The 22,612-nt window shown below is 32.4% G+C and carries 28 protein-coding genes and 1 riboswitch; of the genes, 18 read left to right on the plus strand and 10 right to left on the minus strand.

Features of this window, described 5'->3' with window-relative positions:
- Nucleotides 1–97: 97 nt before the first annotated feature.
- The 3 genes from EP747_RS03730 to EP747_RS03740 all read left to right on the plus strand — a co-directional run bounded on the left by EP747_RS03730 (nucleotide 98) and on the right by EP747_RS03740 (nucleotide 2,149).
- The gene (locus EP747_RS03730) at nucleotides 98–805 is read left to right on the plus strand and encodes a nitroreductase family protein (protein ID WP_129688582.1); all 708 of its coding nucleotides are present in this window, start codon (nucleotides 98–100) and stop codon (nucleotides 803–805) included.
- A gap of 324 nt (nucleotides 806–1,129) precedes the next feature.
- Nucleotides 1,130–1,723 carry a YdeI/OmpD-associated family protein gene (locus EP747_RS03735; RefSeq protein WP_129688583.1) on the plus strand — a complete coding sequence of 198 codons (594 nt, stop codon included), beginning with the start codon at nucleotides 1,130–1,132 and terminating at the stop codon, nucleotides 1,721–1,723.
- A 216-nt stretch (nucleotides 1,724–1,939) separates the two neighbouring features.
- Nucleotides 1,940–2,149: a hypothetical protein gene (locus EP747_RS03740; protein ID WP_129688584.1), complete on the plus strand. Its 210-nt coding sequence runs from the start codon at nucleotides 1,940–1,942 to the stop codon at nucleotides 2,147–2,149.
- Between the two features lie 331 nt (nucleotides 2,150–2,480).
- Here EP747_RS03740 and EP747_RS25055 read toward each other — a convergent pair whose 3' ends face one another.
- Together EP747_RS25055 and pdxK are read right to left on the minus strand one after the other, a co-directional pair.
- Nucleotides 2,481–2,606 carry a hypothetical protein gene (locus EP747_RS25055; RefSeq protein ID WP_268895568.1) on the minus strand — a complete coding sequence of 42 codons (126 nt, stop codon included), beginning with the start codon at nucleotides 2,604–2,606 and terminating at the stop codon, nucleotides 2,481–2,483.
- A gap of 107 nt (nucleotides 2,607–2,713) precedes the next feature.
- On the minus strand, nucleotides 2,714–3,529 hold the full coding sequence (gene pdxK / locus EP747_RS03745; RefSeq protein WP_098429334.1) for a pyridoxine/pyridoxal/pyridoxamine kinase: 816 nt from the start codon (nucleotides 3,527–3,529) through the stop codon (nucleotides 2,714–2,716).
- 201 nt (nucleotides 3,530–3,730) lie between these two features.
- Nucleotides 3,731–3,908, plus strand: a riboswitch (Lysine riboswitch).
- A gap of 199 nt (nucleotides 3,909–4,107) precedes the next feature.
- On the opposite strand from pdxK, the gene EP747_RS03750 reads away from it, so the two are divergent.
- From EP747_RS03750 to EP747_RS03760, 3 genes are all read left to right on the plus strand, one after another.
- Nucleotides 4,108–5,577, plus strand: coding sequence for an amino acid permease (locus EP747_RS03750; protein WP_129688585.1), 1,470 nt, complete (start codon nucleotides 4,108–4,110; stop codon nucleotides 5,575–5,577).
- Nucleotides 5,578–5,728: 151 nt separating this feature from the next.
- Nucleotides 5,729–6,421, plus strand: coding sequence for an MBL fold metallo-hydrolase (locus tag EP747_RS03755; RefSeq protein WP_129688586.1), 693 nt, complete (start codon nucleotides 5,729–5,731; stop codon nucleotides 6,419–6,421).
- Nucleotides 6,422–6,438: 17 nt separating this feature from the next.
- Nucleotides 6,439–7,008 carry a TetR/AcrR family transcriptional regulator gene (locus tag EP747_RS03760; RefSeq protein ID WP_129688587.1) on the plus strand — a complete coding sequence of 190 codons (570 nt, stop codon included), beginning with the start codon at nucleotides 6,439–6,441 and terminating at the stop codon, nucleotides 7,006–7,008.
- Between the two features lie 72 nt (nucleotides 7,009–7,080).
- Here EP747_RS03760 and EP747_RS03765 read toward each other — a convergent pair whose 3' ends face one another.
- Nucleotides 7,081–7,380: a hypothetical protein gene (locus EP747_RS03765; RefSeq protein WP_129688588.1), complete on the minus strand. Its 300-nt coding sequence runs from the start codon at nucleotides 7,378–7,380 to the stop codon at nucleotides 7,081–7,083.
- A gap of 202 nt (nucleotides 7,381–7,582) precedes the next feature.
- On the opposite strand from EP747_RS03765, the gene EP747_RS03770 reads away from it, so the two are divergent.
- Nucleotides 7,583–8,569 (plus strand): zinc-dependent alcohol dehydrogenase family protein, encoded by a 987-nt coding sequence (locus tag EP747_RS03770; RefSeq protein ID WP_129688589.1) that lies wholly within the window; start codon nucleotides 7,583–7,585, stop codon nucleotides 8,567–8,569.
- Between the two features lie 232 nt (nucleotides 8,570–8,801).
- On the opposite strand, the gene EP747_RS03775 is transcribed toward EP747_RS03770, so the two are convergent.
- The gene (locus tag EP747_RS03775) at nucleotides 8,802–9,380 is read right to left on the minus strand and encodes a hypothetical protein (RefSeq protein WP_129688590.1); all 579 of its coding nucleotides are present in this window, start codon (nucleotides 9,378–9,380) and stop codon (nucleotides 8,802–8,804) included.
- Nucleotides 9,319–9,771, minus strand: coding sequence for a hypothetical protein (locus EP747_RS03780; RefSeq protein WP_129688591.1), 453 nt, complete (start codon nucleotides 9,769–9,771; stop codon nucleotides 9,319–9,321). The genes EP747_RS03775 and EP747_RS03780 overlap by 62 nt, the downstream gene beginning before the upstream one ends.
- Before the next feature lie 468 nt (nucleotides 9,772–10,239).
- Here EP747_RS03780 and EP747_RS03785 point away from each other — a divergent pair, with 468 nt between their 5' ends.
- The 5 genes from EP747_RS03785 to EP747_RS03805 all read left to right on the plus strand — a co-directional run bounded on the left by EP747_RS03785 (nucleotide 10,240) and on the right by EP747_RS03805 (nucleotide 15,401).
- Nucleotides 10,240–10,881, plus strand: coding sequence for a response regulator transcription factor (locus EP747_RS03785; protein WP_129688592.1), 642 nt, complete (start codon nucleotides 10,240–10,242; stop codon nucleotides 10,879–10,881).
- Nucleotides 10,882–10,897: 16 nt separating this feature from the next.
- Nucleotides 10,898–12,001, plus strand: coding sequence for a sensor histidine kinase (locus EP747_RS03790; RefSeq protein ID WP_129688593.1), 1,104 nt, complete (start codon nucleotides 10,898–10,900; stop codon nucleotides 11,999–12,001).
- 156 nt (nucleotides 12,002–12,157) lie between these two features.
- Nucleotides 12,158–13,093: an ABC transporter ATP-binding protein gene (locus tag EP747_RS03795; protein ID WP_129688594.1), complete on the plus strand. Its 936-nt coding sequence runs from the start codon at nucleotides 12,158–12,160 to the stop codon at nucleotides 13,091–13,093.
- Between the two features lie 36 nt (nucleotides 13,094–13,129).
- Nucleotides 13,130–14,254: an ABC transporter permease gene (locus EP747_RS03800; protein WP_129688595.1), complete on the plus strand. Its 1,125-nt coding sequence runs from the start codon at nucleotides 13,130–13,132 to the stop codon at nucleotides 14,252–14,254.
- A gap of 1 nt (nucleotide 14,255) precedes the next feature.
- A complete protein-coding gene (locus tag EP747_RS03805; protein ID WP_129688596.1) occupies nucleotides 14,256–15,401 on the plus strand; it encodes an ABC transporter permease in 1,146 nt (381 codons plus the stop codon).
- A gap of 49 nt (nucleotides 15,402–15,450) precedes the next feature.
- Here the strand turns inward: EP747_RS03805 and EP747_RS03810 are convergent, their stop codons facing one another.
- The 3 genes from EP747_RS03810 to EP747_RS03820 all read right to left on the minus strand — a co-directional run bounded on the left by EP747_RS03810 (nucleotide 15,451) and on the right by EP747_RS03820 (nucleotide 16,958).
- Nucleotides 15,451–15,831, minus strand: a complete 381-nt coding sequence (locus EP747_RS03810; RefSeq protein WP_129688597.1) for a VOC family protein — start codon at nucleotides 15,829–15,831, stop codon at nucleotides 15,451–15,453.
- An 85-nt stretch (nucleotides 15,832–15,916) separates the two neighbouring features.
- Nucleotides 15,917–16,597 carry a bacillithiol biosynthesis deacetylase BshB2 gene (bshB2, locus tag EP747_RS03815; RefSeq protein WP_129688598.1) on the minus strand — a complete coding sequence of 227 codons (681 nt, stop codon included), beginning with the start codon at nucleotides 16,595–16,597 and terminating at the stop codon, nucleotides 15,917–15,919.
- 16 nt (nucleotides 16,598–16,613) lie between these two features.
- On the minus strand, nucleotides 16,614–16,958 hold the full coding sequence (locus tag EP747_RS03820) for a YojF family protein (protein ID WP_088010818.1): 345 nt from the start codon (nucleotides 16,956–16,958) through the stop codon (nucleotides 16,614–16,616).
- Nucleotides 16,959–17,384: 426 nt separating this feature from the next.
- Here EP747_RS03820 and EP747_RS03825 point away from each other — a divergent pair, with 426 nt between their 5' ends.
- Nucleotides 17,385–17,768 (plus strand): FtsB family cell division protein, encoded by a 384-nt coding sequence (locus EP747_RS03825; protein WP_129688599.1) that lies wholly within the window; start codon nucleotides 17,385–17,387, stop codon nucleotides 17,766–17,768.
- A 298-nt stretch (nucleotides 17,769–18,066) separates the two neighbouring features.
- Nucleotides 18,067–18,384, plus strand: coding sequence for a hypothetical protein (locus tag EP747_RS03830; protein ID WP_129688600.1), 318 nt, complete (start codon nucleotides 18,067–18,069; stop codon nucleotides 18,382–18,384).
- Nucleotides 18,385–18,438: 54 nt separating this feature from the next.
- Here EP747_RS03830 and tatC read toward each other — a convergent pair whose 3' ends face one another.
- Complete coding sequence (tatC, locus tag EP747_RS03835; RefSeq protein ID WP_129688601.1) at nucleotides 18,439–19,167, minus strand: twin-arginine translocase subunit TatC; 729 nt, start codon at nucleotides 19,165–19,167, stop codon at nucleotides 18,439–18,441.
- A gap of 334 nt (nucleotides 19,168–19,501) precedes the next feature.
- Here tatC and EP747_RS03840 point away from each other — a divergent pair, with 334 nt between their 5' ends.
- The 3 genes from EP747_RS03840 to EP747_RS03850 all read left to right on the plus strand — a co-directional run bounded on the left by EP747_RS03840 (nucleotide 19,502) and on the right by EP747_RS03850 (nucleotide 20,930).
- Nucleotides 19,502–20,104, plus strand: coding sequence for a metal-dependent hydrolase (locus tag EP747_RS03840; RefSeq protein WP_165346822.1), 603 nt, complete (start codon nucleotides 19,502–19,504; stop codon nucleotides 20,102–20,104).
- A 121-nt stretch (nucleotides 20,105–20,225) separates the two neighbouring features.
- Nucleotides 20,226–20,609 carry a hypothetical protein gene (locus EP747_RS03845; protein WP_129688603.1) on the plus strand — a complete coding sequence of 128 codons (384 nt, stop codon included), beginning with the start codon at nucleotides 20,226–20,228 and terminating at the stop codon, nucleotides 20,607–20,609.
- A 21-nt stretch (nucleotides 20,610–20,630) separates the two neighbouring features.
- Nucleotides 20,631–20,930, plus strand: a complete 300-nt coding sequence (locus tag EP747_RS03850) for a DUF2653 family protein (protein ID WP_129688604.1) — start codon at nucleotides 20,631–20,633, stop codon at nucleotides 20,928–20,930.
- A 47-nt stretch (nucleotides 20,931–20,977) separates the two neighbouring features.
- On the opposite strand, the gene EP747_RS03855 is transcribed toward EP747_RS03850, so the two are convergent.
- Nucleotides 20,978–21,172, minus strand: coding sequence for a YqzH family protein (locus EP747_RS03855; protein WP_129688605.1), 195 nt, complete (start codon nucleotides 21,170–21,172; stop codon nucleotides 20,978–20,980).
- A gap of 164 nt (nucleotides 21,173–21,336) precedes the next feature.
- On the opposite strand from EP747_RS03855, the gene EP747_RS03860 reads away from it, so the two are divergent.
- Nucleotides 21,337–22,599, plus strand: a complete 1,263-nt coding sequence (locus tag EP747_RS03860) for a Y-family DNA polymerase (protein WP_129688606.1) — start codon at nucleotides 21,337–21,339, stop codon at nucleotides 22,597–22,599.
- The last annotated feature ends 13 nt before the right edge of the window (nucleotides 22,600–22,612 follow it).

Raw genomic sequence — 22,612 nt, forward strand, 5'->3', positions numbered from 1 at the left:
TCGATTTTATTTTTTTATAAACTGTAGTTGACTTTTATACAGTTAAAGTCATATACTGTATTTATAAATAATACAGTTAATTAAGGAGAGATTAAATATGTCTAATGTTAAATCTGAAAAAGAAGAGTATTTAAATAAAGTAAACGAAATTGATTTTGGTAAAGAAGCTCCAAAAGAACTTGACAGTACGGATTTCTTTACTGTAGCAAAGGAAAGAAGATCAGTTCGTCACTACGATCCAAGCTTTCAAATGTCTGATGATGAAATTAAGGAGTTACTAGAAATTGCAGTTCAAGCCCCATCTTCTTCAAATTTACAGCCATGGAGATTCCTTGTCATTAAAGACCAAGATACTAAACAAAAATTATTACCAATTGCTAATAACCAACAACAAGTTGTGGATGCTTCTGCGGTTATCGCTGTTTTAGGTGATACAGAAGCTTACAAAAATGCTGATCGCATTTATGATGAATTAGTTGAAAAAGGTATGATGACTCAGGAAGTGAAAGACTTCTACGTAGGATCAATCGTGAAAAACTACGGTGGTTTACCAGAAGAAATTGCAACAAAAGTTGCTATGGTTGATGGTGGATTAGTTTCAATGCAATTTATGCTTGCAGCAAAAGCAAAAGGTTTAGATACAGTTCCAATGGGTGGATTTGACCAAGCGAAGTTTGTAGAAGCATTCAATGTACCAGCAAACTTCAAACCAGTTATGTTAATTTCAGTTGGTAAAGGAATCAAAGCAGGCTTCGAAAAAGTTCGTTTAACTTTAGATGAAGTTGTTGCTTGGGATCAGTACTAAGCACTAAGAAGTAAGTGTATGAAGAGCAGGGATAAGGGAAACCTTAGACCTGTTCTTTTTTTGTTTGAAGGAAATTTGCATCCGTTTAAAGAATAAGTTCTTAAAATTATTATCTCGAAGGGAACTAATTGGTCAACAAACTAGCTAAGAAATAAAGTGGATAAGCCGATACGAGTGGTATTATAAAAACATGTATAGTAAAATTTAAAGCGAAGATTTTTGATGAAGCACTAATAATATTATTGAGATGAAAATTCTGAGGTTAATTTATATTCAAGTAATGCTAAACAAGTGGTAGAAAGAATTAATGAGAGGTGTCTATCGATGACAAATAATAATATGCATCCTAAAGTTGAAGCGTTTTTATTGAGAGCGAAAAAGTGGCAAGAGGAATTTTATAAATTGAGAGAAATCGTCATTGACTGTGAACTGACTGAAGATTTTAAATGGATGCATCCTTGTTACACACTTGATAATAAAAATATCGTTTTAATTCATGGTTTTAAAGAATATTGTGCACTTCTGTTTCACAAAGGTGCGTTGTTAAAAGATCCAAAAGGCATTCTGATTCAACAAACAGAAAATGTACAATCAGCACGTCAGATTCGGTTCACCAATATTCAGGAAATAATAGAAATGGAAAGCGTTTTGAAGGACTATATTAAAGAAGCAATTGAAGTGGAAAAAGCAGGTTTGCAAGTAGAACTAAAAAAGACTTCAGATTATGAAGTCCCAGAAGAATTACAACTTAAATTAGATGAAAACCCAGCCTTAAAAACGGCTTTTGAAGCATTAACGCCAGGACGTCAAAGAGCTTATATTTATTATTTTTCTCAACCAAAACAATCGAAAACACGTACGTCTAGGGTTGAAAAATATATTGATCAAATTCTCGAAGGAAAAGGATTAAATGATTAGTATTTTTTTATTGAAACAAAAAAAACTTAGGAGCGATTATGATTAATCCTGCTCTTTGTTTAGAGGAATATGAAAGGATTTTTTTCATAAAATACATGCCTTTACAATATATAATAACATGTTACTTTATACCGATTCATCAAATTGGTAAAAGTATTTAAAAAGAAGTATTGTGGAAGTTAATAAATAATATCTTTAGGAAATGAGGGGATTCATATGGGACAAAACAAACATGCACACAATCTTCACAAGCGTCTAAACACTTTCCATACGAAACATAATGAACGAGTTGCGGAGTTTCACAAACAGCACGCGATTCAGATTGAAAATGGTGAAAATGGAAATGGCTTATTAGCTAAATGGGAAAGATTCATATATTTCAAAGGAAGAAATATATTTAAGACAATTAAGGGAATCGTCAAGTGAATAGTAGGAACATGGGGGATAGGGGAACCCTTGCCCTTTTTCATATTCTCTAAGATAAAAAAGAGGGTATCCAAGAGCGATTAAATGTATAGTAGTGGCGAGTTTAATCTGAGCTGCAAATAAGTCTTATAAAATTTGCAAATAAAGAGTCCTTTTATGCATATAAATGATGAATTGTTGCAATTGAACAGTGGAATGCAAATAAAATCTGAAAATCGCAATTAAAATTAGAGAATCGCAAATAAATTTAGCGAAACTGCAATTAAATTCCAGGGAATCGCAAATAAAATAAAAAATTACCGATACCAGTTAAGGTATTATGACCTCCAAATTAGTCAATAGTAGATACTTTCAAATCAAAAACTAGTAATTCTGTTCCAAATCGAATAAAGACTTGATAAAAATCTGCTAATGATCTATAAAAAAGATCAATCATATCAGCTTCCAGTAAAAGCACTGTTGAGATCCCCTACCAGCGTCAATACATTCCATTTTTTACTATTAAAAAAAGGGCGCCCCATGCGTCAGTTAATCTGACTTATGAGACTGCCCCATTATTTGTTATTAGCCTTCTCCATGTAATCGATATGCCATGTGGTTTGTTGGGCCAACGTATTGATTAAGTGGGAATGAGTGACGAATTGCTTCAGTAATAAATTTCTTTGCAGTGTAGATTGCTTCTCTTGGTTCTGCTCCTTTAGCAAGCTCTGCACAAATCGCTGCAGAATAAGTACAACCCGCACCGTGAGTATATGTAGTTTCAATTCTGTCAGATTCTAGATGCTCGATTTTTTCACCATCAAATAATACATCTATTGCATTTTCATGCTGAATTTTGCTTCCACCTTTAACTAAAACATATTTAGCACCTAATTCATGGATTTTGCGTGCTGCTTCTTCCATTTGTTCAACAGTGCAGATTGGAGGCATTTTAGCTAATTGAGCTGCCTCAAATAAATTTGGCGTTACAACAGTTGAAAGTGGTACTAAAATTTCTCTTAATGCATCATTCGTCTCTGGGTGAAGAGCCTCGTCATTTCCTTTACAAATCATAACTGGATCTACAACAACTCGATCAATATTATGTTTTTTTATTGTTTTTGCAGCTAACTCAATTATTTCAGTTGAACCAAGCATACCTGTTTTCATTGCCTGAATTCCAACGCCAACAACGATTGTTTCTAATTGTGCTGCAATTGTATCTATATCAATTGGAAATACTTGATGATGCCAATGATTATGAGGATCCATCGCTACTAAAGTTGTAATTGCACTCATGCCATAAACATTACGTTCCTGAAATGTTTTAATATCAGCTTGTAATCCCGCGCCACCACTACTATCAGACCCCGCAAGTGTCAATGCTTTATAAATTGTCATGTGAAAAATTCCTCCTTTGAATTACATAGAATTATTATACAAAAACATATGTGCTGGGTACAAGGCATGAGCATCCTAAAGCGAAAATCAAGCAATGCATCTCTTAAGTAGAGTCTATTTTTGTCGAAAAATCTATTGACAAACTAGATTAATAGATTGTATATTGAATTTATAAAAATTAATTTAATATAATCTTTATCTCGTATGGATAGAGGCGCAGTTTTGATTAGTCGTTACTATGAGGTTTATGGTACCTGTGAAAAGTAATTAAAGGTGAAACTGCCGAAGTAATAATTTAACCATTTAAATTTATTACTGGGCCTATTGCTGAATAAGCATAGGACTGTCACAAGATTTCTTGTGGAGGGCTATTGAAGAGATGTTGATGCTGTTTGACACATATAATGAGTCTTAAACACGTGAACATTGCTTCACGTGTTTTTTGTATTTTACCAGATTTTCCATTCTTTACATATTGCCGAAAAAACTGAGTAAAATACACATCATACAACACTTTTATACCGTCCCATATTCTCGCGTTAAGATAAGATTGCAAGAATGAAGAGGAGGAAAACAAGATGGGACTAACAAACCCTAAAAATGATAAAGTGGTATCGAATACTCACGATGGTTCTTTAAAAAGGGGCCTAAAAGCAAGACATTTAACAATGATTTCAATTGGTGGTTCAATTGGGACAGGTTTATTTTTAGCTAGTGGAAATTCAATTAGTGAAGCTGGTCCTGGAGGAGCTGTTTTAGCATACGGATTAATTGGTATTATGGTTTATTTCTTAATGACTAGTTTAGGTGAGATGGCGACTTATTTACCTGTTTCCGGTTCATTTAGTACTTATGGGTCTCGCTACGTTGATCCAGCATTTGGTTTTGCTATGGGTTGGAATTATTGGTATAACTGGGCAATCACTCTAGCATTTGAATTATTAGCTTCAGCAATGCTGATGAAATATTGGTTCCCTCATTCTCCAGCAGTATTATGGAGCGGAATCTTTTTAGTTATTATATTAGGTTTAAATTTACTTTCAGTTAAAGGTTATGGTGAATCAGAGTTTTGGTTTTCATTAATTAAAGTTGTAACTGTAGTTGTCTTTTTAGTTGTTGGTATTGCAATGATTTTTGGCATTATAAGTGGACATCATGCAGGTTTCAAAAACTTTACTGTTGGAGATGCTCCGTTTCATAATGGATTTCTAGGTGTACTATCGATCTTTATTGTTGCAGGTTTCTCATTCCAAGGTACAGAGTTAATCGGTGTTGCGGCAGGGGAGACAGAACATCCAGAAAAAAATGTTCCAAAAGCAATTCGTCAAATTTTCTGGCGTATCCTTTTATTTTATGTTTTAGCTATCATCGTAATTGGTTTATTAATTCCTTATACAGATCCTGATTTAATAAGAGGCGACGTTGCAGTTAGTCCATTTACTTTAGTATTTGAAAAATTAGGTGTAGCATTTGCGGCTTCTGTAATGAATGCAGTTATTTTAACATCAGTTTTATCGGCAGGTAATAGTGGAACATACGCTTCAACTCGTATGTTATATACTTTAGCAATTGAAGGAAAAGCTCCTAAATTCTTAACAAAAGTAAATAAAAATGGTGTTCCTACAAATGCTTTATATGTGACACTTGCAGTTGGTTCATTGGCTTGTTTATCTTCATTCTTCGGTGAAGGTCAAGTGTATAATTGGTTACTAAATTTATCAGGATTATCAGGTTTCCTTGCTTGGTTAGGTATTGCGATTTCTCATTACCGTTTCCGTAAAGCTTATGTTGCTCAAGGTAAAGATTTGAATGACTTACCTTACCGTGCAAAATGGTTCCCGCTTGGACCAATTTTAGCTTTCTTAGCTTGTTTATTTATAGTGCTAGCTCAAAACTATCAAGCATTTACAGGTAAAGTTATCGATTGGCAAAGTGTACTTGTTTCTTACATCGGTATTCCTGTTTTCTTAATTGTTTGGTTAGGTTATAAAGTTAAACACAAAACAAAAGTTGTTTCTTATAAAGAGATGGATTTATCTAGAAAATAATTATAATGTATAACCCTTTCATCTTGGATGGAAGGGTTTTTTGGTCATTTTAACGATTTTTATGTAAATTTGGAATTTTTGTTCACAAAAACTAATACCTTTAGTATTATAAAACTAAAGGTATTAGTTTTTATTATTAGGAGGGTATAATATGAAGATTACGAAAAATAACTATCTTTATGAGTTGAGCTTTTTACCCAATTTCTTTCCTGTGAATTGTTTTTTAGTTGAAGAAGAAAATGAGCTTACGTTAATTGATACAGCGCTATCTTTTAGTGCGACTAAAATTATTAATACAGCTAATCAAATAGGCAAAAAAATTACGAATATCGTTTTAACGCATGCGCACGGTGACCATGTTGGATCGCTTGATCAATTAAAATCACTACTTCCAGATGCAGTCGTCTCCATTTCAAAACGAGATGCAAAATTATTAAAAGGAGACTCTAGTTTAGAAGCTAATGAGCCAAATACTCCTATAAAAGGTAGCGTTCCTAAAAATATCCAAACCATTCCGGATCGTTTACTACAGGAAGGAGACACTATTGGGTCTTTAATAGCAGTTGAAGTTCCAGGTCATACACCTGGTTCAATGGCATTTTTAGATCAACGTACAAATGCCATTATCGCTGGTGATGCTTTTTCATTAAGAGGTGGCTTTGCGATCTCTGGTCAATTAAGAATTTTATTTCCTTTTCCATCTATGGCAACATGGAATAAAGGTGCTGCATTAAATAGTGCTAAGAAAATTAGTGAATTAAAACCTACATTATTAGCAGTCGGTCATGGTACGATGTTAAGCCATCCACAAGAAGCGATTGACCGTGCTCTTATAAAGCAGTAAGTGAAGGGGTATAAGCAATGTCGCCAAGAATTGGATTGAATTTTAATGAATTACTGAGAACTTCAATTAAAATTGTTGATACAGAAGGGTGGGAGGCTTTAACGATTAGTTATCTTGCTAAGAAGCTAACGATTCAACCACCATCGATTTATAATCATATTAAGAATTTGGATGAACTAAAAAATAGTGTTGCATTACATGGGATTACACAGCTTTATGAAAAACTTCGTGATTCGGTTGAAGGTAAAAATAATGAGAAAGCAATTTTTGCATTAGCTTTTGCTTATCTTGATTATGCTAGAACTCATCCTGGTTTATACAAAGCTACATTATCTCCGTCTCAAACACCAGGAGATGAGTATCGATTAACTGGAAATAAAATATTGAACTTAATCTATGAAGTATTGAAACCGTATAATTTAACTGACATTGAACTTATTCATGCGGTTAGAGGTTTAAGAAGTTTGCTCCATGGTTTTGTTTCGCTTGAAAAAAGTGATGGATTTGGAATAAATATTCCAATTGATGAAAGTGTATTTTTTGTATTGAAAAATTATGTAAGAAATTTGAAGCCGGAAAGAAAGTAATAATCAAAAGGATAGGAAGGTTTAAATACCCTCCTATCCTTATTTATAGAGAAAATACGTTTTTATTTAAAATTAAGCTTGTACGCCATCTTTAAAGTTTTTATTCCAGTTTTTATCTCCAGCATGTTCAAGATCTTCAGTAGTACGTTCTAATACGTCAATTAGTAACGTCTTCATATGGTGAATATTGTTATAAAATAATTTTTCTTCTTCTAAATCTGGCTTTGCATGATGAGCTGCCTTAATTGCTGTTTCTTCACGAAATCTTTTAACTTTTAAGTCTAACTCATCAAAGACGTGTTTTACATACTTTACAATATTTCTATGGTTTAACGTATTTCTCTCATTTAATTCCTCTAATTTGTTTACCATAGTCATTTTCCTCCATGAATAAGATTAAAAGATTAATATTGATTATACTGAATCAATGTGAAAAAACAATATAAATTATAAATTTTTAACCATTATAATCAAAACCTTATGATTCAATTTGAGGTCAAAATTGTATTTTTTTCGATCTGTTGTATGCTACAATGACTTAATAATATTTTCTATTTCGAAAGAGGAGGCTATTATGAAAGCAATTGTCATTCATCAATATGGAGATAGCTCTGAGTTTAAAAATGTTGAACTTTCAATACCGAAGCCATCTGGTCATCAAGTTTTAGTTAAAGTTTCTGCGACTAGTATCAATCCGATTGATACAAAGATTAGAAAAGGGATTGTACCAAATGCGTTCCATCCTAATTTTCCGATGATTTTACATAGTGATTTTTCTGGTGAAGTTGTTGAAGTGGGTGAAAATGTTTCACGTTTTTCAGTTGGAGATTTTGTTTTCGGTTTAAATGTCTTTACTGGCACTCTTTCAGATTATTTTTTAATAGAAGAATCAGTAATTGCTAAAGCTCCAAAAAATTTACCAATTCAAGAAGCGGCAAGTTTACCATTAACAGCTATTACTGCATGGGAGGCACTTTTTGACAGAGGTAATTTAAAACAAGGTGATCATATTTTAATTCATGGCGGGGCAGGTGGTGTTGGTCATCTAGCTATTCAGTTGGCGAAAGCTTTTGGAGCTACTGTTACGACAACTGTTTCGTCGAATGAAAAAGCGGACTTAGTTAAAAAGCTAGGTGCAGACCACGTCATTAATTATAAGGAAGAGACCGTCCAAGAATATGTAAACCGCCTAACTGAAGGGCAAGGCTTTGATCTTGTTTTTGATACTGTCGGAAAAGAAAACCTAGATAAATCATTTATTGCAGTTAAACCAAAAGGTACTGTTTTAGCAATTGCAGCACGTTCGACGCATGATTTAACACCTTTACATAACAAATCTTTATCTTTACATGTAATTTTTATTCTGCTTACTCAAAAAACTGAGGAAGGGCGTAAAGAACATAGTGCTATTTTAAATAAAATTGCTACTTTAGTTGAAGAAGGTAAGCTAAAACCGTTAATCAATCCAAAATCTTTTACATTTAATCAAGTGAAAGAAGCTCATGATTACTTTGAAAATGATGAAGTACAATTTGGTAAAGTATTAATTGAAAATAAGTAAGTGTTATTGAATCCCTTTTGCATATGCATTGGGATTTTTTTCAATAATTTTAGAATGATTTCGGGTCTTAGTAGTGTAATTATGGATTATTGTTATATCTTCAAATAGCAATTTTAATCATTGGATTTTGAGCACATAATCATACCTATCAGTCAAAAAAAGCCCAGATCTCTGAGCTTTCTAGTTTTTATGGTTGTATTTTTCTTCCTATTATTGTGGAGCGTATTATGATTTATACTTTTACTACAGTAAAATGATTTAATACAGGTACCTTTGTATATACATCACCTACATATTCCCATTTTCCGCTACCCATAACAGTTTTTCTATATTGCTTATATTTTTTTACTTCAATATCCTTATGAATTAAAAGTTTAACTGCTTTTCCAGTATATGGCGATTTTACTACAACCCCAGTACCACTTATACTTCCTGGAGTTACTCCTATTGAATAAGCACCGTATGCAACGGATATTGTAACTGTAATTTTACTTCCACTATTTGACCAATAAAAACTTCCTGGTGAGTGAAATATAGTCCCTTTTGGCGGTTGACCTTCTGCATAACCAATTTTGACCTTTTTTGCTATTTGAGTTCCCACTAGTTCAGTTTTATACTCATATAATGGAGTTCTTCCTTTACTATTTTGTTGTTCTAATTGTTGTTGTTCTTCTCTATCAATTTCTTCTTGAGGTACAGGTATTACAAAAGCTTCTTGGCTTGTCTCTTCAGTTGGAATTTCTTGTGCATTAATTGAGGTTGAAGAAATTAAGATGCTTAAAAAGACTAGTAGACTTACTATTTTTTTCATAATCAAACTTCCTACTTTCATAATTTGTTTGGATACTTGGGTTTGCATCGATTTGTTTAAAGTAATATGCTTTTTCATTTATCATAATCTTGAAACCACTATTTTTATAAGTGACTTCTATGTCCTTAAAAATTGAACTTTTTATTATATATTGGGAATCAGATTTTCTTAAAAATGTTCCTTTATCTAATTTTCCATTACCTTGTAAATCAGCGTAATAATAATAAAATGTATAGTCATTTTCTGGATCAAAGACCATTGATACAAATGGCAGTTCATTACACGCAAATGTACCTCTCAATAAAAATGTCTTATTAGAGGAATTACAACTACTAGTTAGGAACACCAATATAAATGTAATAAGTATTTTTTTAGTATTAAGCTTTTTCATGAACTTATTTTTCTCCTGTAATAAGACTTGTAATGTTTTCTTATTTAATAAGGAAAAAGGTTACCTCATTTTAGCCGGCGTTAATTAAAGTATTAACTTATTTGTAACTTTTTTGAAAACGACAGAAGTATAAACAAATAAGATAAATGGCAAACATTTTTTAGTAAAATTTAACAGAGCGCTCAATTAAATTTTACTAAATTTTTCGAGAAATTTTACTTTAACTATTGAATAAATTGTGAAATTAGTCACAAAGTGAGAGTTCGTGTGTTTTGTTTACCTTTTTATTAATGAATACGTCAAGACTTTGTAAAACAATAAAATTATGTAATTAAGTGATTTATTTTGTGAAATCAATAAGATTAATCTTGTTCTCATGGTATTTAGTCAATAGTGGTATATAATGGAAATATAATTCATGGGATAAAGGATGTGAAAACGAGGTAGAAATTTTCTCCCTCTATTCAAATGAAAATAAAATTAATTATTGCTGATGATAATTCATTTATTAGAGAAGGTCTTAAAATCATATTGAGCTCTTATGAAGAGTTTGAAGTATTGGAAACCGTAAATGATGGGAATGAAGCGTTAATATATTGTCAAAATAATGAAGTAGATGTTGCGCTTTTAGATGTTCGAATGCCAAATATGAATGGTGTAGAAGCTACGAAGCATATTTCCGAGCAAACTAAAACAAAGCCACTTATTTTAACGACTTTTGATGATGATGAGTACATTATTGATGCTGTGAAAAATGGTGCAAAGGGCTATTTATTAAAAAATAATGATCCAGAACGAATTCGAGAAGCGATCAAAAGTGTTTATCATGGGAATACAATTATGCAAGATTTAGTACTAGATAAAATTAGAACGAATTTAACAAGCAATGCGAATATAGCAGATACGAAAATAGATACGAGTTTGTTTACCCAAAGAGAGTTAGATGTAATGGCTTTAATCGCAAAAGGGTTTTCGAATAAGGAAATTTCTAAGCAAATTTATATTTCTGAAGGAACAGTTGCTAATTATATTACTTCAATTCTCGGAAAAACAGGGCTAGAACATCGGACACAAATTGCTATTTTCTATATTACTGGGAAAGTAGACTAACGCGAAGGAGTTACATATGGAGCGTTGGATTATATTAAATAAGCTTTCTGTTATTTTGTATATAGCTTTAATTTGTATTCAAAAAGAAATTCCTAATTTCTCTTGGGTACTTTTTGCATTACTTGTTTATTTTTGTTTAAATATTAGTCTTTATTTAATAAAAAATAGATCATTGATAAAATTTTTATTAATCCTATCAATTTGTTTAATTGTCTATTCCAATTTAAAGATTCAGCCATTATTTCTTTTACTACTGCCAATGTCTATCTTAGAGCTCGTTTCTTTTTTTACTTCGAAAAAATGGATTAGTTGTTTTCTTGCAATACTTCCAATCTTCTACTTACCTAATTCTTTACAGCCTATTTATGGATTAATTTCATTATTTAGTTTTATCGTCTTTTCGATTGTTAATTTGTATAACACCAGATTACGGTTTAAAGAAGATCGAATTGACAAGATGAGGAGTACAATTCAAAAGCTTTCAAAAAAGATAAATAACCATAATGAGTTTATTGAGCAGTCGGAATATACCTTTAAATTGGAGGAACGAAATCGTATTTCTCAAGAAATACATGATAAAATAGGGCATTCAATGACAGGTGCTCTATATCAAATGGAAGCAGCTAAACATTTAATGAGTACTAATCAAGATAAAGCATTAGAATTGCTTCAAAATGCGATTAATATTTCAAAGGATGGTATTGAAAACATAAGACTCACTTTAAAAAATATGAAGCCTCCAACTGAACAAATGGGAATTCATCATATGAAATTATTCATAGATGAATTTTCTGCTAAGCATGATTTAAAAACATTGTTTGTCTATAAAGGAAATCTCGACCTTATTACGCCAATTCAATGGAAAGTAATTCAAGAAAATGTAGTTGAAGCTTTAACAAATACGATGAAATATGCAGATGCTACAGAGGTTTCGATCGAAATACATGTCATGAATAAAATGATAAAAACTAATGTAAAAGACAATGGTAAAGGCAAAGTGAAAATTAAAAAAGGTTTAGGCATCATTGGGATGGAAGAGAGAACAGCGGCTATAAACGGGAAAATAATAGTTGATGGTCATGATGGTTTTTCAGTTACAACTTTGCTTCCAATCCAATAATTTCATCATGTGATATGAATTTCTATTAAGTCCATCATGATTTTGCCTAAGTAAAAACATGAATATTCTCATGTGAAAAGGGTGAACTAATACACTGATATTAGTTCACCCTTTTGCTTATAATAGCATCATACACAAAGCTTAAGAGGTGAGAGGATGAAAGTTTTAGAGATAAAAAATTTAACTAAAAAGTTTGGGGATTTTATAGCAGTAGATAATATGTCTTTATCAATTGAAGAAGGAGAAATTTTTGGATTTCTTGGAGCAAATGGAGCAGGAAAAAGTACGACAATTAATATTATTTCAGGGCTACTTCGAAGTAATCAAGGTACTGTAGAAATCCTAGGTAAAAACAGTAAGAAGAATAGTAAGTTCGCAAAAATGAATATTGGAATGGTACCTCAGGACTTAGCTATTTATGAAGATTTAACTGCCTATGAAAATGTTAGATTTTTCGCAGGACTTTATGGTTTAAGAGGTTCGGAACTAAATGAAAGAGTAGAAGAAGCATTACAATTTGTAGGGTTAGAAGATAAATTTAAGGAATATCCAAAAAATTTCTCTGGTGGAATGAAGAGAAGGCTAAATATTGCGTGTGCGATTGCACACCGACCTAAGCTTATTATTATGGATGAACCAACTGTTGGGATTGATCCACATTCACGAAATTATATTCTTAATAGCGTACGTAAGCTTAATGAAATGGGCTGTACAATTATTTATACGAGCCATTACATGGAAGAAGTTGAAGAAATATGCTCACGTATTTCGATTATTGACCATGGGAAAATCATCGCTGAAGGAACGAAGGAACAGCTTAAATCGATTATTACGAATACAAAGGATATTCGAATTGAAGTTAAAACGACTGAAAATATTGATGTTACGGAGCTAAAAGCAATTAATGGCGTTGAGAATGTTCATATTTTAGATAATGTTATTACGATTACTTCAGATAATGGTGTGAATAATTTAAATAAAATCATTCAACATTTTATTAATAATGAAATCGAAATCAGTTCATTACAGGAAAATGCGCCTAACTTAGAAACTGTTTTCCTTACATTAACAGGTAGAAATTTACGTGATTAACTTTATGGAAAATTATTTAATAAGGAGGCAATTGGCTTGAATATTTTTAATATTGCTTTCATGGAAATTAAGCGTGACTTTCGAGATGTAAGGAACCTATTTTTTATGTTAGCATTTCCAATCATTTTAATGCTTGTCTTAGGGACTTCACTTTCAAATGCTTTTTCAACATCCGTCCCGATTAAGGATGTGCATGTTTTATATAAAGATCAATCTACAACTGGTGAGTTTTCGCAGTATTTTAACCAATTAATAAAAGGTACGAAAAAGTCTGGAATTCATTTTAAAAAAGCTGCGAGTAATACAAATGGTGAAAAAGAAGTTAAACGAAATCATTATGATGGCTATATTTCTATTCAAGATAACGGAATTAAGCTTTATATCAATGAAGGAAACAGTGTTGAGGGTAGTGTGATTCAAGGAATGTTAACTTCATTTGTAGATAAATATAATGTTAGTGTTGAAGTTGCAAAAATAGATCGAACTCAAGTTAAAGAAGTCTTTTTAGGTAATTCTCATGATGATTATATTAAGGATACGTCGATTGCATCAAATAAACAGCCAGGTTCAATGGATTATTACGCGATTGCCATGACGACTATGATTGTTCTTTATGCAGCTATGTCTGCAAGTAAATTGATTACAGGAGAAAGAGTTAGAAAAACTGCAGATCGATTAATCGTTTCTCCTATTTCTAAGTTTGAGATTTTTATAGGGAAAATACTTGGAAGTTTGGTTGCTAACTTTCTGTGCATTATTGTAGTTGTCTATTTCAGTAAATTCTTTTTTAAAGCCAACTGGGGTAGCCATTTATTATTAGTCTTTATTGTTTTATTAACGGAAGTTCTTCTATCCATTAGTTTAGGGTTGGTTGTAAGCTATATAACGAAATCAAATGCATCATCTAGAGCAATCATCATGATTGTTGTGCAGCTATCTTCATTCTTTGGTGGAGCTTACTTTAAATTGGGCGATACTAGTGGGATTTTAAAAATCATTACTCAGCTTTCACCACTTACATGGGTTAATACTGCAATTACAAAAATTATTTATGCAAACGACTTGTCAGCTGCTATCCCAGCGCTTGTCTTTAATATAGGCTTTTCTTTGCTATTTCTATTTTTTGCATCTATTTCTCTACAAAGAAGGGAGGGGCTGTAGGATGCAGTCAGTTTTTTGGCTAATTTCGAATACTTTAAGAGCTACTTTTAAAAATAAGAAAAATATTATTATGTATATTTTAGTACCTCTAATTGGTATTTTTATTTCCTTTCTTGCTTATGGGGGATCTAATAAAACGATCGTTCACGTTGGAGTTGTCAATGAAGATTATCAATATATTGCAAATGATACGATTAAGTTTTTAGAACACTTAGATAACGTTCGTATTGAAATAATAAACAATTCTGATGCCGATGATAAGATCGCTTCAGGATCACTTGATTGTGTTATTTCGTTCCATGATGGTTTTACAGATAGTGTACGTTCTAGTAATCCAGATCATATTCAAATATCTTCTATAAAAGGTGCTCAAATTACGAGCTTTGTAAAATCTTATTTATACAATTATATCGACAATGTTTCAGCAATTAGTAGAGTGGCAAAAACAGACCAAAATAAATTTAATCAAATGTATTCCAACTACCAAAACGCAAGCTTCAAGGTAGCAACAAAAACATTATCAGATTCATCTCAGTCTGAAAATATGACGACATATAGTTTAGGCTTTTTGATTATGATTATGTTAATGTCTGCAGGGAATCTTTCTGAAATTATTTTAAAGGAAAAAGAAAATCGAATTTACTACAGACTTTTGTCAGCGCCTATTAATGCTAGAAAATATATTTTCTCAAATGTTGTAGTAAATATGATTGTAATGACTATTCAAGTAATTATTACGCTCCTCTTTATGACTAAAGTGTTTCATATCGATATTCATATTCCGTTTTGGGAAGCGGCAATTGTTATGATGCTTTTTGCTTTGGTCTCAGTAGGGATTTCATTAATGATTGTGGCGTTCTCTAATAGTTCAAAATCATCTGGAGCATTGCAGAACTTAATCGTTGTTCCAACTGTCATGATCTCTGGTTGTTTCTGGCCAATTGAGATTATGCCGTCATCAGTGCAAAGAATTGCAGATTTTCTTCCTCAAAGATGGACGTTAGAGACATTGACGAAGTTACAACAAGGAAGTAGTTTAGGAAGCTTATATTTAAACATTTTAATCCTTCTAGTTTTTGCGGCTGCATTTTTCTTAATTGCTATTTATAAGTTTAGTCGTAATAGTTCTACTAGAAATTTTGTGTAAGTAAAAAAAATCCATCTCGTTTTTAGAGATGGATTTTTTCGCTATTTTATTAGTCCATTGAACTACAAATTTCAATATAATGACCGTCTGGATCTGCTACATATGCTACTGTTTGACCCCATGGCTTTGTAATTGGTTCTTTGATGATGTTTACACCTTTTGTTCGTAAATCTTCTATTGTAGAATTCACATCATCAGTTACAAATCCGATTTCAAAGGTTTGAGAGGATGCCTCAGTATTTTTATAATTTAATCCGGTAAGCTCTTGAACATTACCACGTTCAATCATAGCAAGTACGGTATTGCCAGTATCTAATTCCACATACGTACCATGATTTCCACGAATAGGAAGACCTAAAGACTCAGTGTAGAAAGTAAGAGATTTTTCTAGACTTGAAACATATAAAATTAAATACCTCATTTTCAACATTTCATTAACCTCCAGAATAGTTTAATCTCTTTTTCTTTCTACATATATAAGTTTTTTACCTTCTTACATTGTTTTTGGCAAATGCTTATTCAAACTGATAGGTATAAAACGATTCCTTCGCAAAAAATGATTTTAATCGATCATCTGGTATATCCTCAAATTTTTCGATTTTTACAACGTCTTTTAGCATCGATTCTGTTTGAGAACGGTGTGCTTTCAATGTTCTTAGTTTCTGGGTTGCAACATCCATTACATCATTCACGATATCTGGTTTCCCTAAAACTTCAAAGCGTTCTTTTGTAATGGCAATACACCATACTGTAGGACGATCTTCTTTATCCATTCGTCGAACTGCTTCAACAGCAGCTCTTGCGGTTGCATCATGGTCTGGGTGAACACCATGCTCTGGATAAAAAGTAATTAATAATGTTGGCTGAATCTCATCGATAATTTCCTTTATTGGACTAATTACATCCTCAGGGTCTTCGAATTCAATTGTTTTATCATGGAATCCTAGCATTCTTAAATCTTGGATTCCCATTTCTCTACAAGCGTCGATTAATTCGTTTTTACGTATTGTAGGAAGTGATTCTCTTGTTGCGAAAAATGGATTTCCCATATTTCGTCCCATTTCTCCTAAAGTTAAACAAGCGTATGTAACTGGAATCCCTTTATTTGTAAATTTAGAAATCGTTCCAGCAGCCCCAAAAGCTTCATCATCAGGGTGAGGGAACACAAGTAATACTTTTTCTTGTTTTTGACTCATTTTTAGTGCTCCTCTCTTAAAATGGCGTATAGCTTAAATGTATCGCGATTGCAAGCTTTCCATCCTCATTATGACCTGCTAGTAGGAGGCGACCTTGGTCATCAACTTCAAAATCAGTTAATCCTTCTGCAACAACCCAGCCTTCTTCAAGCTTTAATCCCACACGGTATGGGTATTTGCCTGTGATCGTAGCACGGCTAATGACTACTTTCGTATTTCTGATAAAGGCATTTACTGTCATTACTTTTTCATTAAAGTGATTAGCATATGCACCATTTGTAGTTTCTAAATGTAAATAGACTGTTTGATTTATATAATTTTGAAGTGCATCTTGGGCAGCACCAATTTCTAATTTTTGCATTTTCTCGTACCTCCTTTAAAAAGTATTATAATCCAACTTTCCCTAAATTGGTAATTTGTTGGCTTGTGATTTTGAACATAAAAAGATCCCTATCTAATTGGGTGATAGGGATTGGGGGGATGTGTATAACATGATTACTAAAATTTAACTGTTTAAATATTCAGTTAATTTATATTTAATATACATGATGGGAAAATATTCGTCAACCTCTTTTGTTAAAAAAATTTAAAATATTCAAAAAATAATCAATTAAGGTAATTAATGGTATCTTTTTATTGGTAATATACGCGAATACAACTCGACAAAAAAGACGAGTTTTTGTGTAAAATAGTCAAATTTTTACTTGTTTTACCTTTTTTTTCTTTTCTAAAAAGATATTAATTGTTAAACTAGAGTAGAATAATATTTTTAAAGGAGGTTTTTAACGTGAAGGCAGAAGCGCGAAAACTATATAATCTACAAAGAGAAGAATTAAACAAGCCTTCTCGTAATCAATTTCCGCAGACTAAAAAAAGAAAAACAATACGAATCCATCGAATCATTTTGACAACATTATTTTTGTCTTTAATTGTCGCGTCTGGAATATATATGTTTAGTCAAAACAAGATAGCTTTGGCAAAGCAACATGAACTTTCAACATTACATGTCGAACAAAAAAAAGTGGCTAAAACTGAAAAGGATTTAAACAGACAGATTAGACTATTAAATGATCCGGATTTCATAGCAAACTACGCTCGTGATCAATACATGTTCTCTAAAAAAGGAGAAACAATCATCATCGTGCCGAAATCGAAAGATGATACCAACTAAAAACTAATAATTAATTAAACTAAAAGATTCTCATATATTTGGGAATCTTTTTTCTATATTTATTATAGAACTAGCGTTCGTTTCGTGCAAGTTTAAAGTCGAACGTACGAACCTAAATAGGAAGAAGGGAATAGAATTTTTTAATATCTTTTAAAGTTTTCTTTTATAAACAGACTCTTTCTCTTATCCTTTTGTTGTCTTTTTGGTTCTAATTACCCATGCTTTCTACAAAATTTTTACTATTCTGAAAAATACATCTTTGTTATAATTTAAATAAGCTTAAATAAGGAGGATTAACATGAAAAAGTTCATTTACGTTTTTGCTATTTTAATTGTACAAGTAATTTTGACGTTCCTTGTTAGTGTTCTCTCGGATTCATCGGCTAGTAATATTGCTATTATGGTAGGATTCGTTACGACGGTCTTCCTTTATTGGAAAACAGCTAAAAAAGTAAGTTATACTCCCCTGCAGCAGTATCAATGGTTGCGTGCTGCTGGATTAGAATTTAATGATTTACATAAAGATTTTCAAAGAAAAATTGCTATTAAAGCATCGTTAATTTATAGTTTTTCAGGTTTAGTTGTTACTTTGTATACATCACATATTTTACTATGAGGAATAGTCAAAAAAAAAAAATGGACAAGCATACTAATTGCTGTCCATTTTTTTTTATTCTGATTCATGTTGTAGGCGTTTAATACGTCTTCTATATGCAATTGATGAAACAAGAATACTTAGTTCGTATATAACTAATAATGGTAAGCTTGTCATCATATCAGATACAAAATCAGGCGGTGAAATTGCTGTTCCGATAATAATAAGGATAAAATATGCAAATCGTCGAGATTTTCTTAAAAATGCTGGTGATACGATTCCGATACTTGTTAAAAATAGTATAATGACTGGTAAATCAAAGAAAAACGCAAAAGGAACAACTAAGTTAAATAAGAAGCTAAAATAGCGTTCAGCTGTGAATGTAACTGTTACTAAGTCTTCTCCGATGTCCTGTAAAAATTTTAAAACGTTTGGAAAGATGAAATAATAGCCAAATGCTAATCCACAAACGAACAATATGAATAAAGCTGGTATGTAAAGCATTGTGCTTTTTCGTTCTTTTACATGCAAGGCCGGCTTTACAAACGCCCATATTTGGTAAGCTATGACAGGGATACTACACGCTATTGCGAACACTCCACCAATCATTAGATAAATCCAAAGGACATCACTTGGACCAAGTGCTAGAAGCTTTCCATGCAAATCTTGAACAAGGAAATTGAATATAGCTTTCGTATAATATAATCCAATCCCTAAAAAAATAACGAACGCAACAATAACTTTTATTATTCGATTTCGAAGCTCATCTAAATGGTCAATGACACTCATTTCTTTTTCTTGCATAATTTCCCCCAAAGCAACCTGTGAAAGTATTTTACTACACTTTAAAAAGTATAAATTAGCTAGCGATGTCGATTACTCGATGTAGGTAGCCAATTCTAGGAATAAAGTGTAAGTGCAACTACGTCTTTAGTCTTCGCCTAAAAGGCTCGCAATCGACTAGTTTTCTATAATATTGAGCTTCCTATATTTTGTCAGAAAAAAGAACAATCGTCAATGAATATAAAGACATTAATTATTCTTAAATTACCATCATTTGTAAATATATTCATATGAAAACTAACCTTATCCGACTATAATAAAAGTATGAGTATGTAAGATAAGGATGGTAAATATTTTGGATGGAAAAAGTCATGTAATTGTAGGATTATTTGCAACTGGTGTCACAATGTATGCAACAAAAAATGATTCTATGACCGTCCCACTTATAGTTGGTGCAATCAGTAGTTTAGCTCCTGATTTAGATCATCATAATAGTTCATTAACAAAAAAAGTTTCAATGCCGCTAAAAGTTCTTTTCAGCTTATTATTTTTAGCAGTTACATTATTTATTGTTGTGAAAACAGGGAAGTTAATTTATTCTGGATCATGGATTTATGCAGTAGGTATTCTCACATTATTTATTGTTTGTGTTAGCTGGCTACGGAATTTAAAAACAATATTAATGTTAACAGGCATATTAATTGCAGTTATTGGTTGGTTTTTCTTTTATGGTTATTGGTCAATCTTTGCGCTTGGATTATTTGTTGCTGTTTCATCGAGATTAAAGCATCGTGGACCAACCCATTCTCTTTACTTTTTAGCTGTTTGGAGTGGAATTTGCTATTTGCTGCAAAAAGACTTAATGATAAATGGGTTATGGTTAGCTGGTACAGTCGGTTATTTTTCTCACTTATTAGCGGATCAGTTGTTCACAAAACAAAGTATTAAGTGGTTATAGACTTCTTTAATTATCACATTTTTTTATTAAAATAATCCATACTAAGAAAGATGTGATGATGAAAGAAGGGTCAATATTGAAAAAAATAAATTCTCTAATATCCATGTGGATTTTGTTTTTTATGCTTTTTTTGTCAATCCCGGTTGATGCAAGTAGTAATACGTATAATCATCAACGTATTAAGGTGAATACTAATTCCTTTGTTTCTAGCAAAAAACCATCAACGCATCTTGCAATTAGGAGATCGTATCGTTCTAATAGAAGTTATCGACCAACAGCACCTAGGTCGAGTTATCGATCTTATAGAAGTCCTGGAAGGAATTTTTTAGGGTATGCAGGTGCATTTGGGTTAGGCTCTCTTTTTGGTTCGATGCTAAACCCATTTGGTGGCTACTATGGTGGTCAGCAGTTTGGTTTTTCATTTTTTGGATTACTATTAGATTTTTTAGTAATAATAGTGATTATTTGGTTTATTAAGAAAATCTTTCGTAGAAACCGATATTAACTTTCCCCTCTGAGGTGACTTGTGAAAATCTATTTTGATGAACAAGATGTTGCTAATGCGATTTGTGTATATGCTGCTGATTTGGAAGGGGTTCGACCAGAAAGCGTACAAATTGAATTTCAATTTAATGAAGATGATGGAGTAAGCTGTGAAGTATCAGCTAATCATCGGAATTTAATCTATTTCGAGCAACAAATATCTGACGCAATTGGTTTTTACTTGGAAGAGATTCATCGTTTTTCATCCTATGCAATGGAAATCATTATTGGTTTTGATGAAGAAGATGGAATTACGAGTGAAATATCATTTATCCATTCATAAAACCCGAGAGAGAACTGGACGTTCTTTCTCGGGTTTTTTTTGCTTGCTTAGGCATAATTTGTTACGTATTCGTAAACAATATCTTGTACTAATTCATGTAATTCGCGGTCATCATTTAATTGTTCGGTAACGATTTGATCGTACAGTTCATCTAGCATATCAGCTGTAATCCACTGTTCGTGCTCTCCTCTATATTGCATTAACGCTCGTTTAATCATCTGCTTTACAAACTGTCCATCCACTTTTAGTCTTTCCTCCCTTAAGCTAATTTTAGTATAGCTAAAATTTTGTATTGTTCCTAGCGAAAAAATTTTATTGAAATCGAACGTATATTCGTTTAATATATGTTTATAATAAAAATAAGAACATTAGTTCTGCTATTTTTTGGAAAATCGGAGTGATATGTATGAGCATTTGTTATGAAGAGTTACCACATCATCGGATATTATGCATCGATATGAAGAGCTTTTATGCAAGTTGTTCTGCGGTCATGCTCGAATTAGATCCATTAGGATGTTATTTAGCAGTTGTTGGAGATGTGGAGAGAGAAGGAAGTATCGTACTTGCAGCCTCCCCACGATTAAAAAAGGAATTTGGGATTAAAACAGGATCAAGGGTTTTTGAAATACCAAAAGATCCGCGAATCAAAATTGTAAATCCTTCAATGTCAAAATATCTAGAAATCTCAACAAACATAGTAAAGTTATTAAATGAATTTGCACCTTTAGAGGATTTACATGTATACAGTGTTGATGAATGTTTTTTAAAGGTGGATGGAGTGAAGAGATTATGGGGGGATGCATGGGAGATTGCCGAAAAAATTCGTACTGAGATTATGGCACGATTTCAATTACCTTGTTCGATTGGGATTGGACCGAACATGCTTTTGTCGAAGCTCTGCTTAGATTTAGAAGGAAAAAAAGATGGGATAGCGGAGTGGACTTATGAGGATGTAGAAAAAAAACTATGGCAGGTGAGTCCTCTTAGTGAAATGTGGGGAATCGGTAAAAGAACCGAACGAACTTTAAATACAATGGGTATTTTTACCGTAGGACAGTTAGCGAAATATCCTCTTCATTTGCTGGAGAAGAAATTCGGAGTGATGGGAAATCAACTATATCATCATGCGTGGGGAGTAGATCTGTCTGAGCTAGGTGCGCCAATAATGAACGGACAAATTAGTTTTGGTAAAAGCCAAATATTAATGAGAGATTATACGAAAGTCGAAGAAATTAAATTTGTTATTCGTGAAATGTGTGAAGAGGTTGCACGCCGAACTCGTAATGCTAAGAAGGCAGGACGTACGATTACATTAGGAATTGGATATAGTCGTGAAGAATTCGGTGGAGGATTCTCCCATGCATATACAATGGATGAACCTACAAATATTACTTCAGATTTGTATGAGATCTGTACAAAACTATTTGATCAATATTATGAAGGGAAGACAGTTCGGCAAGTTCTCATTTCTCTTTCGAATATTGTAAGTGATGAAATCATGCAGTTAAATTTGTTTGATCAGAAAAAACCTCAAAAGCGCAATTTAGGATATGTGATGGACGCAGTCCGAAAAAAATACGGATCATCTTCACTCCTCTGGGCTGTTTCTTATGCGGAAGGAGGCACAGCACTTGCCCGAAGCAAGCTGGTAGGTGGACATAAAGGCTAAAAAATTTCCTTTT

It is taken from the genome of Gottfriedia acidiceleris (genome assembly GCF_004138285.1).
GTDB classification, from domain to species: Bacteria; Bacillota; Bacilli; order Bacillales; family Bacillaceae_G; genus Gottfriedia; species Gottfriedia acidiceleris_A.